The organism is Exiguobacterium sp. s50, assembly GCF_018618175.1.
Classification (GTDB): Bacteria; Bacillota; Bacilli; order Exiguobacteriales; family Exiguobacteriaceae; genus Exiguobacterium; species Exiguobacterium chiriqhucha.
The window spans coordinates 231,926-245,436 of sequence record NZ_JACSLP010000003.1 but is presented as its reverse complement, the minus strand read 5'-3'; the positions used below and the strand labels follow the sequence as shown (position 1 = coordinate 245,436).

The 13,511-nt window shown below is 44.1% G+C and carries 13 protein-coding genes; 6 read left to right on the top strand and 7 right to left on the bottom strand.

Translation table 11 applies throughout. The annotated features are described in order from the left end of the window. Position 1: 1 nt before the first annotated feature. The 3 genes from KNP68_RS05730 to KNP68_RS05720 all read left to right on the top strand — a co-directional run bounded on the left by KNP68_RS05730 (position 2) and on the right by KNP68_RS05720 (position 2,258). On the top strand, positions 2-418 hold the full coding sequence (locus KNP68_RS05730) for a DUF350 domain-containing protein (protein ID WP_214755714.1): 417 nt from the start codon (positions 2-4) through the stop codon (positions 416-418). Positions 419-687: 269 nt separating this feature from the next. Further along, positions 688-1,149 carry a hypothetical protein gene (locus KNP68_RS05725; RefSeq protein ID WP_131471037.1) on the top strand — a complete coding sequence of 154 codons (462 nt, stop codon included), beginning with the start codon at positions 688-690 and terminating at the stop codon, positions 1,147-1,149. Positions 1,150-1,304: 155 nt separating this feature from the next. Continuing rightward, a complete protein-coding gene (locus KNP68_RS05720; protein WP_131471038.1) occupies positions 1,305-2,258 on the top strand; it encodes a sensor domain-containing diguanylate cyclase in 954 nt (317 codons plus the stop codon). Between the two features lie 95 nt (positions 2,259-2,353). Here KNP68_RS05720 and KNP68_RS05715 read toward each other — a convergent pair whose 3' ends face one another. Genes KNP68_RS05715 through KNP68_RS05705 form a run of 3 tightly spaced genes read right to left on the bottom strand, consistent with a single transcriptional unit; the run spans position 2,354 to position 6,207 of the window. After that, on the bottom strand, positions 2,354-2,974 hold the full coding sequence (locus KNP68_RS05715; protein ID WP_131471039.1) for a hypothetical protein: 621 nt from the start codon (positions 2,972-2,974) through the stop codon (positions 2,354-2,356). Then, entirely contained in the window at positions 2,886-5,522 is a 2,637-nt protein-coding gene (locus tag KNP68_RS05710) for an ABC transporter permease (protein WP_214799006.1), read from the bottom strand. The genes KNP68_RS05715 and KNP68_RS05710 overlap by 89 nt, the downstream gene beginning before the upstream one ends. After that, complete coding sequence (locus KNP68_RS05705) at positions 5,515-6,207, bottom strand: ABC transporter ATP-binding protein (protein WP_214799005.1); 693 nt, start codon at positions 6,205-6,207, stop codon at positions 5,515-5,517. Before KNP68_RS05705 ends, KNP68_RS05710 begins: the two co-directional genes overlap by 8 nt. 205 nt (positions 6,208-6,412) lie before the next feature. Between KNP68_RS05705 and KNP68_RS05700 the strand changes: the two genes are divergently transcribed. Both KNP68_RS05700 and KNP68_RS05695 read left to right on the top strand, forming a co-directional pair. Continuing rightward, the gene (locus tag KNP68_RS05700; protein ID WP_021066795.1) at positions 6,413-6,616 is read left to right on the top strand and encodes a hypothetical protein; all 204 of its coding nucleotides are present in this window, start codon (positions 6,413-6,415) and stop codon (positions 6,614-6,616) included. 9 nt (positions 6,617-6,625) lie between these two features. Then, entirely contained in the window at positions 6,626-6,952 is a 327-nt protein-coding gene (locus tag KNP68_RS05695; protein WP_058763135.1) for a nucleoside triphosphate pyrophosphohydrolase, read from the top strand. Between the two features lie 43 nt (positions 6,953-6,995). On the opposite strand, the gene KNP68_RS05690 is transcribed toward KNP68_RS05695, so the two are convergent. Genes KNP68_RS05690 through KNP68_RS05675 form a run of 4 tightly spaced genes read right to left on the bottom strand, consistent with a single transcriptional unit; the run spans position 6,996 to position 11,077 of the window. Further along, positions 6,996-7,460, bottom strand: coding sequence for a hypothetical protein (locus tag KNP68_RS05690; protein WP_214799003.1), 465 nt, complete (start codon positions 7,458-7,460; stop codon positions 6,996-6,998). Then, a complete protein-coding gene (locus tag KNP68_RS05685; protein WP_214799001.1) occupies positions 7,460-9,478 on the bottom strand; it encodes an AAA family ATPase in 2,019 nt (672 codons plus the stop codon). The genes KNP68_RS05690 and KNP68_RS05685 overlap by 1 nt, the downstream gene beginning before the upstream one ends. Position 9,479: 1 nt before the next feature. Continuing rightward, positions 9,480-9,668, bottom strand: a complete 189-nt coding sequence (locus KNP68_RS05680) for a hypothetical protein (RefSeq protein ID WP_058763140.1) — start codon at positions 9,666-9,668, stop codon at positions 9,480-9,482. Positions 9,669-9,688: 20 nt separating this feature from the next. After that, positions 9,689-11,077 (bottom strand): DNA phosphorothioation system restriction enzyme, encoded by a 1,389-nt coding sequence (locus KNP68_RS05675; protein ID WP_214798999.1) that lies wholly within the window; start codon positions 11,075-11,077, stop codon positions 9,689-9,691. 121 nt (positions 11,078-11,198) lie between these two features. On the opposite strand from KNP68_RS05675, the gene dptF reads away from it, so the two are divergent. Continuing rightward, the gene (gene dptF, locus KNP68_RS05670) at positions 11,199-13,499 is read left to right on the top strand and encodes a DNA phosphorothioation-dependent restriction protein DptF (RefSeq protein ID WP_214798997.1); all 2,301 of its coding nucleotides are present in this window, start codon (positions 11,199-11,201) and stop codon (positions 13,497-13,499) included. Positions 13,500-13,511: the final 12 nt, after the last annotated feature.

Genomic DNA, 13,511 nt, shown 5'->3' with positions numbered 1-13,511 from the left:
CATGGCAATGGGGAATGTGAACGTCAACGTATTGCTTGAATCGCTCGGCCTGTATTCTATCGCCGGACTCATGATTGTCGTCGGTCTCGCCATCTTCGAGGTGACGACGCCCTACAGCAATTGGCGCGAGATTCAAAAAGGAAACATCGCCGTCGCACTCGCGACCGGCGGGAAAATCGTCGGTCTCGCCAACATCTTCCGCGTCGTCGAGAGCCACCACGACCAGACGATGGATGTGTTGGTCGGGGGGAGCTTCGGCTTCGTGCTCTTGTTGGTGACGTATTGGCTATTCGAATTTTTGACGCCGTCGCTCAAAGTGAACGAGGAGATCGGGAAAGGGAACATCGCCGTCGGACTGATGGCGTTCCTGCTCTCGATTGGGGTCTCGCTCGTCGTCGGCGCAGCGTTGGTGAGGTGAAGACATGGTATATGAGAGACTAGCGAAGATTCTCTTCATTGGGGCTGGCCTGTTTTTAGTGGCAGCGGCACTGTGGTTTATCTTTTATTGATTCGAAGCACGGAGCGTCCGAGATGGGCGCTCCGTTTTTGATTAGTTTCTAAAAACGCATGCCCCTGCTGTTTGAATTTTGGGCAATGAGTAAATCTGATTTGAATTATAATCATCTCTATCGGTAGAGAATGAAGGCAGTAAGTGCTTATTAGAACAATCGATTGGAGGAAGTATGAATGGCGATTGATTTAGATTTTTTGATGACGACGGAAGATTATGTGCTCGAGACGGAATCGTTTCAGATGAAAGGTGTCACCTATTATCCACTTGAGTGGACGTTTTTCGGGGCAAATGACCCGACGATGTTGCTGACGTGGGACGCGGAACGTGACCGCATCCTGATTCGTTTTGAGCAATATGCGGTGTTTCTCGGGACAATCGAAGACCATAGTATACATGAAGAAGGACTACGCAATGCTTACCCAATCGTGAAACTGAAGACGTCTCGCTTCACACGATTCGCCGCAGAGAACATGGGTACTGAGCGAGTCAACACGTACCGAGGCGAACTATCGCATTATGTGATTCGGACGTTCGAACAAGAGTTTCACGTCTTGGCATACGACGATCCGACCGTGCTCGACTTGGGGAAAGTCGGAGAGACGGGCGTCGTCATCGAGGTCGTAGAGGAGGCATGAACGAAAGCGAAGGAGCGAGTGATCAAATTGAACGTTCGTCCATACGCCTGTCTCTATTTTCAATCCTCCCATGGTAAAATGAAGGAAGATGAAAAAAGAGGCACAGCCTTTCAATCCATAGGCTGTACATAAAATGGGATGGGGTGGAAGGGTGTATGAACACACAATTTGAAGAATTGAAGATGTATGAGAGCTTTGACGAGCTGGCGAATGATGTCCTTGACCTCGCAAATGAAATTTTGCCCGAGCAAATGTTTTATTTGACGGCGTTCACGGATTCACAACAGGTCATCTTGAAACTGTCCAATCAAAAATCATCGATTCAGATTACGGAGAACATGGTCGTAGATTTGAGCAATTCTGTTTGCGGTCGCATCGATTTCGAGAACAATCGACCGTTGCGATATGAAGACGTCAAGCGAGACTGTGATGTGGAGGAAGTGGAGCGGCTACTCAACGATGTGAACATCCGCTCATATTTAGGCATCCCAATCTCACTGACGAACGGTGAAAAGTTCGGCACGTTGTGTGCCGTCAATGATGAGGCGAGTCTGTTGGATCCGAGAAACATCGCGTTACTCCAACGAATCGTCAAGCTGTTCTCGTATTATTTGGAACTAGAACGTTTTGTATGGCGAGATATGTTGACGGAGCTGTACAATCGACGCTACTTGACGAAGTACTTTGAAGACGACTTGAACGCGCACGGTGCGCTCTTTTTCCTCGACTTGGACGGGTTCAAAAGCGTGAACGATCGATACGGTCACGACATCGGGGACACCGTCCTGCAAGAAGTGGCGGCAAGGCTTCAAACGATTGTGAACGAACAAGGTGATGCGTTCGCGGTTCGGTTAGGCGGAGATGAGTTCGTTCTCCACTTTTCACAGGCCGCGGGTCGAGACGAATGGGGCCACATCGCGACTCAGATTATCGATGAGTTAAGTAGGTGGGATGAAGGTTACCAAGTCTCGACGAGTATTGGCATCGTCACATACATACGTGATGAGCGTACGACGTTGGTCACGCTGTTGAAACAAGCGGACGAGGCGCTATACCGTGCCAAGTCTTCCGGAAAACGAACGTTCAAATTCGTTCACGAACCATATTGAACAGACTGAATAAGACGAAAGAAAAGGAAGATTGTCCCGATGCGAGTCGGTTCAATCTTCCTTTTTTGTGCTTAGATTTAACGAAGTGATTCAGGTTAAGGCACATCAATTTTAACGGTATACACTTTCGGCATGGCGCCACTTGAAGCATACAAGACGAGCGTTTTCTCTTTCTCTGGAACGAGGAAGACCAAATCGATTTCGGATTTTTCGCCTGCGAAATAACGAAAACCGTTTTTGAACGCTTTTTTATTGTGGTTGACCATATCGATTGGACTATATTTTTTCCCGTCTGGCGTGTACATGCGGAACCCGTTCGGTCGATAGTCCATAGTGCCGCCATATCCATCATCCTCATGAAAGAGAGAGAGGGGCAGATTGACGAATCGTTTTCCAGCTTCCGGTTCGGTCCCATCCGGTGAGGCGTAGACCGGTTCCCCGACTTGGAATTCACGTTTCTTCATTAGTGGATCCCCGATAAACGTTTGGAACGTACCGAGGTTCATGATTTTTTGAAGATTATCTTCTTTTGGTGTGGTAGCTTTGGTTTCTTTCGGTTTATCAGCCTTTAAATCAGCCTGTTTCGCACCCGTTGTCTGTGCGGTTGGGGGTGGTGTCGACTTCGCCTCATCCATGACCGGTTTGACTTCTGGAGACGTGAAGACGAACAAGCTGATGATACCGACGACGAGAGCGGTCGCGGTCGTGCCGAGCACGAGACGGAACCGTTTTTCTACTTTTTTCTGGTTGACGACGTGTCCGCATCACACCGGTCACGACCGGGATGAAGATGGTCGCGAACAGGAACGGTAACTCGGACGTCGGGAACTTCTGATACATGATGGTGACGATGATGATGGTGACCGTCACGCCGAGCAGCCCGGCGAAGAAACCGGTCAACGCGCCTTCCGTCAAGACGAGGCGACGAATGGACGTGTTCTGCCAGCCGAGCGATTTCAAGACGGCGAGCTGTGGCTTGCGCTCCGAAACGTTTTGCCACATGATCTCGGTCGTCGTCAGCATGGCGATGAGCAAGGCGACACCCATGGCGACGTAATGCATTGTCCCGACTTCAAGGGCGACGAACTCGCCGATCCATGTCGTATACAAGACGCCTTGGAGGCGGAATGTGACGAACAGGAAGAAGCCGAATAGACTCGTCGGTAAGGCGATGGCGAGAATCGACAACGTCGTCCGCGGCCAATACGTCACGAGCTGGTTCAAACTCATGCCGACGCTCGAGCGGGAGCGGAGCAGGCGGCGTCCTTTCGACACTTCGCCAGACTGCATCGTTTCATACGGTTTGATGCGTCGGACGAGTCGAATCGGGATGAGCGTCCCGAGCCAATAAATCAACAGACCGGCCAAGCCGATCAAGACGATGCGGGCAATCGATGTCGAGCCGGCTGCCGTCCACAGGAACGTCCCGAGAATCATCCACGAGATGAGGGCGACCATCGAACCGAGAATCGTCGCCTCTAGGAACAAGAGTTTCGACAGTTGGCTCGGTCTCCAACCAAGCGATAACAGAATGGCGAACTCTTTCTTTCGCGCATACAGCATGATGATGTTCGAGCTGAACACGTATAGCATCGCGACGAGAATGACACTTGCGACGACGCCGGAAAAGCCGAGTTTTGCTTCTTGGAAGATGGTGATCGACGAACCGAGTTTAATCCACGGCTGTTGAATCCAGCCGAGGGCGCTTTCGCCTTTGAGTCCTGGGAGATACGTGACGGCATATTGTGGAGACGAGCCGAGCGTGACGTCCGTGATGAGGCCGGTCTTGTCTTCAATCTCTTTGGCGACCGCTTGCAGTTTCGCTTCACTCTCTTCGTTTAAGACATCGACGCCTTTCACGTTGACGCGAATCGCCGAGATGGCTTTGTCACCGGCGATGGCGAACGCGGCATCGAGCGTCGTCAACATCGAAGGTGGTTTCGTGAGGAAGCTGTACGGGTTGTTCGTCGGCTTGACCGTCGTCGGTGGGTTGACCGGTTCGTCTTTCGAGTTCATGACCCAATCGGCGCTCGCCGGGAAATACGTCTCCATCGGGAGTTCCGTCAGCGGATCTTTTGACAGCTTCAGTTTCGATGGGTCGAATAATCCGATGTAGTTATATTTCACTTTCGGTGCATCGTTGAGGTCTTCCGCGTATCTATTTGCCTTTCGATACATACTTTCTTGGCCGTAAGCCACTTGACCCTCAGCGAGGAACGGCTTGATTTGATACGAGTATGGCCAACGTTTCGGGAACGGGCTCGTCACGCCTTCATAGACGAGTGGCGACGCCTTCTCCGCAATCCACGTATATTCCATGGTGAGGCGAGGATCTTGTGGCTGAGGTTTCCCTTCTAAAATGTGTTTTGTGATATTGTCGTGCATTTGTTGAGCCGTAAAGTCGTATGAGGCGACTTTTGTCCCTTTCAAGCTATCGAGGTATTCATCTTTCCCTTTCTCGAGATACGTTTTGATGAATGCCTCTTGATCAGTCGTATCGACATCCACTTCTTCAATCGTGTAGTTGATCGAGGCATCGACATAGTCTTTTGTACTCATCAAAATCGGAATCGTCGTGATGTCCTCATCGTAAGGCTCTGGGACATCCTCATCATTGAAATAACGACTGAACTCTGTTGCTTGTACGGCATCGTCTAAGCCGACGAGTTTCGCTTCGGCGACCGGGTCAATCCCAGCGAGCATGACATCGCTTCCGTAATCGAGTGGGAATTCTTCATACAGGGCGGTCGGACCGATGCCGATGTGGGTCGAATCGCCGTTCGGCATCCAGCCGACCCAAAAGTAGGCTTTCAAGTTTTGGAAGTCATTGATTTTTTCAATGCCCGTATCGATGAGTGTGTTCATCTTGAGGCGATAAAGACCCGCTTTATCAAACGTATGCGTTTGAGTGAACGAGCTTGAATAGGTCGATCCGATCATGGCGATTGGTGCCGCGACATCGATGTCGGCAATCTGTTGAATCGTCTCGTACTGTTCGCGCGTAATCCCGCCCTCGAGCCCGCTCATATAGTTCGGCTCGAGCAAGTTCAAGTCCTCGGTCACGCTGCGGCTGCCTTCTGGACGGACGACGATATGGTACGACGAGTCCCATCGTTTTTGCAGTTCGTTGACGACCGTGCCGTTGTTCGCCTGGGTCACCCCAAGCAAATAGCTGAGCCCGGTACTGACGATGAGCATCCCGACCATGAGTAGGATGAAGCGTTCCTTATTCCGCCACCATGAGTTCCAGATAAACTTAAGCATGATGGACGTCGCTCATGGCGACGACCTGCCCGTCGCGCATCTCGATTTTTCGGTTCGCCCGGTCGGCGAGTTCCGGGTCGTGCGTGACAAACAAGACGCCACAGCCGTTGTCCCGATTCAGACGCGTCAACAGGTCGAAGATGATATCACCTGTATGCGTGTCGAGGTTCCCGGTCGGCTCATCCGCGAGCAGCCACTTCGGACGGTGGATGAGGGCCCGGGCGACGGCGACGCGTTGTTGCTGGCCACCGGACAGTTGCGACGGCAGCGAGTTCGCCTTATCGCTCAGTCCGACTTCTTTCAACAGTTCGAGCGCCCGTTCCTCCCCGTCATAATCGACTTTCCGTCCGAACAGCGGTGCCATGACGTTCTCGAGTGCCGTCAATGTCGGGATCAAGTGGAACTGTTGGAAGATGAAACCGATGTTGTCGAAGCGGAAGTCGGCGAGCTGTTTTGCGGACAAGGTCGAGATCGGTTCGCCGTTGAACAAGAGCGTGCCATCGGTCGGACGATCGAGCGTACCAATCAAGCTGAGTAGCGTCGATTTTCCTGAACCGGATGGACCGATAATCGAGATGAAGTCACCGTGGGCGAAGTGAAGGTTCACATCATCAAGCGCGAGCGTCGCGATGTCGCCGTTATCAAACCGTTTCGTTGAATGTTTGCATTCAAAATCATAGGCCATTGGAAGCTTCCTCTCTTGGTGGAATGAAATAGTCATTATTAAATATGTAAGAACACGTAATTTTATGACTATTTATCATAGTTTATAGGAAAAAATTTCCTGTTGATAGCCGAGAAAATTTTCGTCTTGGTTTCGAGAGGAGTCTGGGACGGAATGGGGAAAAGAGTTATGAGAGTGTTGAATCGAGTGAAAGGGAGTGGAAACAATGAAACAGTTCGAAATTGAGTTCCATATGATTAACGATGAGGTGTTGACGCAAGTGGTGGAAGCGGAGAGTCGTTATGCGGCGCTCGAATCGATTTATCAGTCGTTCCGTCATGCGACGGACGGGTTCGTTCAGTTCGAGGATGAGTGGATCATTTTCCTCGACCATGTCGTGTATGTGAAGGCGTTTGAGATTGTGGAGTAGGAGGCAACTATGGTAAAGCATAACAAGTTGGTTCGAGACCGGGTGCCTGAACTGATTCAAGCAGAGGGGAAGCAGGTCATCGTCAAGCACTTGAATCAAGCCGAACATTTCGAACAAGCACGACTCAAGCTATATGAAGAATTAAAAGAGTATGAAGATGCGAATATTGATGAGGAGTGCCTTGAAGAGCTGGCAGATATCCTTGAACTCGCGTATGAGTTAGGAAAGATGCATGGGGCTTCGTTTGAAGAGATGAATGCGATTCGTGCTGAGAAGCGCGAGCGGAAGGGTGGATTTGAGAAAGGATTGTTTTTGGAGGAAGTTATCGAGGAGTAAAAAACTGCCTACAAACTCATTTCGAGTTTGTAGGCAGTTTGAGTTAATTGAATGGGAGTTCGTTGATTAAATCTTCCGTATTAAATTCTTTTTGTTCATACTTTAACATTAAGTCTAAGTAAGCATTTTGAGCTGATTCCGAATCGGTTAGAAAAACTTCTAACTCATGATATAAAGCGTCCAATCCGCCAGCAGCATATTCTTCAATAATATCGAAGTTTTCAAGAGGTGCTTCCTCATCATCTTCTGAATCGTGATCTACTGAGAAATTTTCAAATGCATTTTCTAGATGCATAATTAGTTTAATTAGTTGCAAATCTTGCTCTGAGAAAACAGATAGAGGTATTTCTGAACCGGCTTTGATTTTCTTTCTTCGCTCGTTGCTATAACCAAATAATAATGCTGCCATAAATATATCTTTGTAAGTATCAAATAATTGTGCATCTTCTTTTAACGTCATGTACATATGATCTTGTGTGCCGTCACGGCGTAAAGAACGTTTTGCCATTACATTACCTCCGCAATTTCCGTATATTCACCTGATTCATCATTCGTATGGTTGAGTAATTTATATGATTTTCCAATACGATGATTGATTGCTTCATCCACCTCACCACGCCACTGCGATGTGGACACGATTACGACAACTTGATCCGATAATTTAGGAAGATTTGTCGCCACACGAGAGCGGTGATCTGCATCAAGAGCCCCAAAAGGAGAATCCATGACAAGCGGGAAAATGTTTCCGAGCTTTAGCTCTTCATCTAAAGCATGACCCTTTTCTTTGTCTTTGTATTCACGTGTCAAATCGACAATGGCTCCGATGAAAGCTAAGCTCGTGATTTGCGATTCACCCTGTGATAATCCAATACTTCCGCCGTTTACATCAGAAACAAGGAGTTCATAATTTTCCGTTAACGATATCGGATAATCTTTTCTTAACAATTGTGAATAGGTCAGTTTAATTTTCTCTTCTAACTCCGATTTAACCTGAGATTCTCTTAACTTCAGAAGACCAACCAAAGTGTTTTTTACTTTTGTCGCAGAGTCTAGCGCAAGTTGGAGTTTAAGCTGTCGCTCTTCTGCCTTGGTCAATTTACTCACTTCTTTATTCAGTTGTTCTTCTTCCTTTGAAATTTCTTCAATTGAGCGAAGTAAGTCTTCGATATTAGCCTCTGCTTTTACAATGGCAGTACGAACTGAAGATTCTCTTTCAATTAAATTAGTAGAGTTTTCGATATTGCGTGAACTCGCCTTCATTCGCTCTTCGATTTCACGTAACTCTTCTTCCAAGCCTCTAAGTGTCTCTCTTAATTCCTCACGTTCTCCAACGAGACGTCTAATTTCAGCATAGAAATGCGTTCTCGCAACTTCCCAACCGCTTAACTGGAAATAGAGGTGGTCCATTTCATTTTTTGAACTTGATACGTCTAATACTTCTTGCTGAACTTTTTCTAATGTCGAGATTGTAGCTGTTTCAAGTTCGTGCCCACAAAGACATTTACCACTTGAAAGTAGAGTTGGAATTAATTCGGGATGAATTAATTTTTCAATCGTGTCTCGACTGTCAGAATGAGCAATTCGTTGAAATCTTTTCAATGGCAAAGTCGAAAAAGCTAAGTGGCCTGAACGAGACAATAAACTTCTTAACTCTTTTAATTTGTCATCAAAAGCGTTTTTCGTTTCAATGATGGATTCGACAAGATGATCTCGAGTGACTTGAAACGTTCTTGTCTCTTCACCGTTACGAAGTGCATTTTCGATACTTTTCAATTCATTTTGAGCGGCAGTTAGTTCTTGTTTTGTTTCAGCGAGGCGATGTTTCTTTTTACCTTTGTCATCCTCGAGTTGGTTAATACGTACATATTTCTCACTCAGTTCACTTTTAACATTTTTAGAAACTTCGTCACGCAATTTAATAATGGTTTTGCTTAGATGCTCGATTGAGTTATCAAATAATTCTAACCCCATCATCCGTTTAATTGAATCTCGAATTTCCGTGTAAGCTTCTTTTTTCCCTAGGTGATCCATGCGTTCACCATCGAAGAAAAAGAATGTATGCAGTTTATATGGCAAGATTCGATTGATTTCATATGAGATATCTTTAATTTTTGTTGATTGATTCGTATCTACGTTTCGTTTTGTCAGTTCGACTTTTTGATTGATTGTTTTATTTTTAGGTAAATTCAGTACATTTTTTTCGTCATCAAATTTTGCATATAATACCCTGCACAGTTCATATTCGTATTCATTATGTTCGAATTTGATTTGAACTGATGTGCTTAAATCGTTACGATTAATTGTACTTTCTTGAATGGCTTTGTTGTTGAAAATGGACTCAGGGTTCGGTAATTTAAGTTCTCGACCATAAAATCCCCAAATTAAAGCAGTTAATAGAGCGGTTTTACCACTACCATTTTCTCCATGAATGACAGTAACGTTTTTACTGGATCCATGTGCAAATTCAACTTCGCTCTGCCCATAGTATTGGCGGAAATTTTCAATGACGATTTGCTTAAGAATCATGTTAGATGTACTCCTTTTTGATTAGTCTAGAGAATTCATCAGGGAGCTGTGCAGCAGTAAATGATCCTTCTTTGTCTAAGTAGTCCTTCTCTAAACGAATAATATTTTGCAGAATCTGTTGTTCAGTTTCTGATAGCTCACTCAATAATGCATATACATCTTTTTCGTTGGTTGATTGATTCGGATTCATTGTATTCACCTCATAATTCATTATAGGTCGACAAGATTAAATGCCTCTTTTATTGGGTTTAAAACACGAAGTGCTTGATAATGGTTTTCTGAGATTGATGCAAATTCATTCACTCGTTTCAATTCATTCATCAATAGTCGTCTTTCAATGTTAAATTCTTTATCCGTGAGCAAGTCGATTTCAGACAAGGGACGAGGAATCACGATGTAATCGTGAATATAAGCATACTCTTTTCCTGGGTGCTTTCTTAAAATACGTCCGCGGCGTTGAATGAACTCTTTTGGGTTGGTTGTACTGGCTAAAATGTAAGCGGTCTCAGCCGAAGGAACGTCTACACCCTCATCTAAACAACGGATGGCAACGAGCGCCTGAATGTTATTCTCTGAGAAATCTCTTAGCAACGTCTGGCGAAGTTCTTTTGTTTCAGTCGAAGTGAAGGTTTTGGCTGTTATTTTCAAATCATCGTTTAAGAATTGAGCAATGTGATCGACGTGTCGTTGGTCTTCCTTAGAATGATCACCACAATACACGATGGTATGAGTCAAATTATCTTGAGTGCTAAGTTGCTGCTTCAACAATATATCTTTCTCTTGCGCTGCATTAATTAAACGGGCCCGCTTAATTAACAGCATCTCTAACATTCCTGTATCATTCCCTGACGATTCGATTGATTTATCATCAGACAGGTTAATCAATTTCGAAATTTTATTTGTAAGCTCATGATAAATCTCAAGTTCTTCTTCAGTAAGTGACACTAAATGAGGGTAGTAATAATACTTCGTCAAAAAGCCTTTTTTAATGGCTTCTTCCAAAGTAAACTTATATATTGATCCACCAAAATAATTTAACAACTGCTCGGTTCCGATTTCATCGTGATGCCGAATTGGAGTAGCGCTCAATGCTAATCGATTTTTAAATTGTACAGGAAGCGACTGCAACGATTGCTTCGTTCCTAAATTGTGAGCCTCGTCGGCGACAAGCATGCCTGCATCTGCAATTCGATTAAGTTGAGCCTGGAAATGTGCATTTTTGAATGTACTGTTGGTGGTGATGACACACATGAAATTTTTGATTTTGAAATTATATTGCGTGATTTTTCCTGAAAGAGTAGCGCTCCATTGAGATTTTGAACCGTAACAAAGGATTGGATCCATCCTAAAGGTTTTAGCATCTTTAGCCCATTGATCGACCAAGTGCTGATAAGGACATAAAATAATCACAGCTAAACGACCGCTTTCCTCAAATCGTTTTGTGATAGCAGTGAGCGCCGTAAGAGTTTTTCCGGTGCCGGTGGCCATCTCTAATAGACCCTGATAATTATTGGCTCTCCATTCTGAAATGGCTTCAAGTTGATAGTCTCGAGGTGTGAACCATGAAGGTAAAGAAGGAAATTGAATTGTTGAATCCATATTATAGCTCCTTTATCATATATAGGAGTAGGTAAAACCTACCATATACTCTTATTATAGATATAATAAAGAATATAGTTAATAAAAAAGTTGTTAAGGTCGATCGAAAGGAATGAATGACATGGAATACTTTTTCTCATTTCTAAAACCCATTAATTCAAAGGCAGAAGAGTTAGGGCAAATAGTTCAAGATAAGTACTATACTGACCCTGAGAGCGCCTTATTGAATTCACGGAAAATGATTGAAGCCATCGTAAATGGATGGTTAGAAGTTTGTGGTCTCCAGAATACATATAATTTGAATGACAATATTCGAATTCTTTTAACCGAAGAAATTATTGACCGCACGATTGCGACCGATCTTCATTATGTACGTAAGAATGGAAACAATGCAGCTCATGAATTATTCACGAAAGAAGCACATGAAATTCTACCGAAAATTTGGTCAAGTCTATATAATATTGTCGATTCATACGTCTTAAGTTACGAAAATCCACCTGCAGTTCCTAAGTATGCGCCACCTAAGCCTCCTACTCCCAAGAACGATGGGGTGAGTCATGACGATATTCTGAAAATCGTAGAAGAACAGCTCAAGGCTAAGCTTCGGGCGCTAGAGGTCAATAACAAAGTGGAAGAATCACCCGTAGTGACAATCGAAGAAGAAACAAATAGATTGTACGAGTTTGTTCCTCATATTGAGAGTCGCAATGAGAGTTATCTTTACAGCCTTTTATCAAGATTAAACGAGTCATCAAAAGAGGCTGTTGAAAGTGCCGAACTTCCATTAAGCTCTCTAAAGAAATATCTACACGTTGAACGACCAATCGAGAAAAAATTAGTTCAGCTTTTACAGCAACCTGAGCAAAAGCGATTAACGCTCTTAATTGGTAGTGTAGGCGATGGAAAGTCACACATCTTATCACATCTACAGTCTGCTGAGCCTGAATTGATGAACCGATATAAAAATAAAATTTGGAATGATGCAACTGAAAGTCTTTCTCCTCATAAGACAGCGATGGAAACCTTATTTGAGAAGCTCATTCCATTTTCGGACCAACGATTGACGGAAGGCTCAGATGAGTTTGTTTTGGCTATAAACCTAGGTGTATTACATAAGTTTTTGTATGACTACGTAAATTCATTGGACAATGACTATACATTTAGCGAGTTAATAGCATACGTCGAGCAATCAGGAATCTTTGAGAATGAAATTTCTCAAGCCTTAGAGCATGAGTGTTTTTCAATGGTTAGTTTTTCGGACTATCCAATGTATGAGCTCACGAAGGGTGGAGTGGAGTCGAACTTCTTAATGCAAATATTATCGAAGATGTTCGATCAGAACGATGACAATCCATTTTATTTGGCATATGAAGAGGATGTGAGGCAAGGTATTGACTCCATCGTCCATCGCAACTTTTTACTCATGAACAACTTGAATGCACGACGCAACCTTGTGAATCTAATCGCCCGTTCTCTCTTAAAGGAAAAAGCGGTTTTATCGATGCGTCAATTTTTCAATTTAATTTATGAAGTGATGGTTCCAGGAAATTGGTCAAACATAAGTAAACAGAAAATTGTGCTTGAAACGTTACTCATTCATGGTCTTCATCAAAAGATCTTTACGAGTCAAAATGATTCCCCGATTTCTGTCATGTTAAGAAACGAGGATCCAATTGCTTATCGTTCTGAAGAAATTGATCAAATCATTCTTCAAATTAATCTTGAAGCTGACGTAAGTGGGTTCGTTTCTAGGTTCGATGAGTCGACTAGACAAACGTATCAACTTGATTTATTGGATCGAGAGCTCATCACCGAGCATACGCAATCGCTGCTGCGGTTACTTTATCTATCTAACCCTCGAGAGATGAACATTTCTCAAACAACTATTGAGACATTTTCAAAATATCTGTACGCCTATTACACGGGACAAAGATATGAGCTCAAGTCACTTTATGAGAAATTCGAAAATGCGCTCATGTTATGGTTTGGTTTCAAAAAAGACCAAAAGAAATATCTATTTGATACAAGTGCAAAAGTTTCAAAGCGTTATCGCATCGCAAAACCGGTCAGCTTCACATTAGACCCAATCAGCATGGTGGCGAAGAATGAAGAACAAGTCGTTCAGTTCCGCAACTCATTATTTATTCAGTTCGCTGTAGGTGAGAATAAACAAAGAATCAAACTTGAAATCGATTATAAAATGTTCAATTTGATTACGAAAATTGATCAAGGTTATCAACCTTCCAAAATTGATTTTGATGATGCGATTCGATTCAGCGAATTTGCAAATGCCATCCGCACATATAATTCAAACAATGAAGAAGTGTTGATTTATATAATTCAGACGGGAGAAACATTTGTTTTAAAACAAGAAGCAGATCCATTTAGTAGTGAAGAAAAAATTGTGTTCAGTAAATTGTAAGTTCTGAAAGTA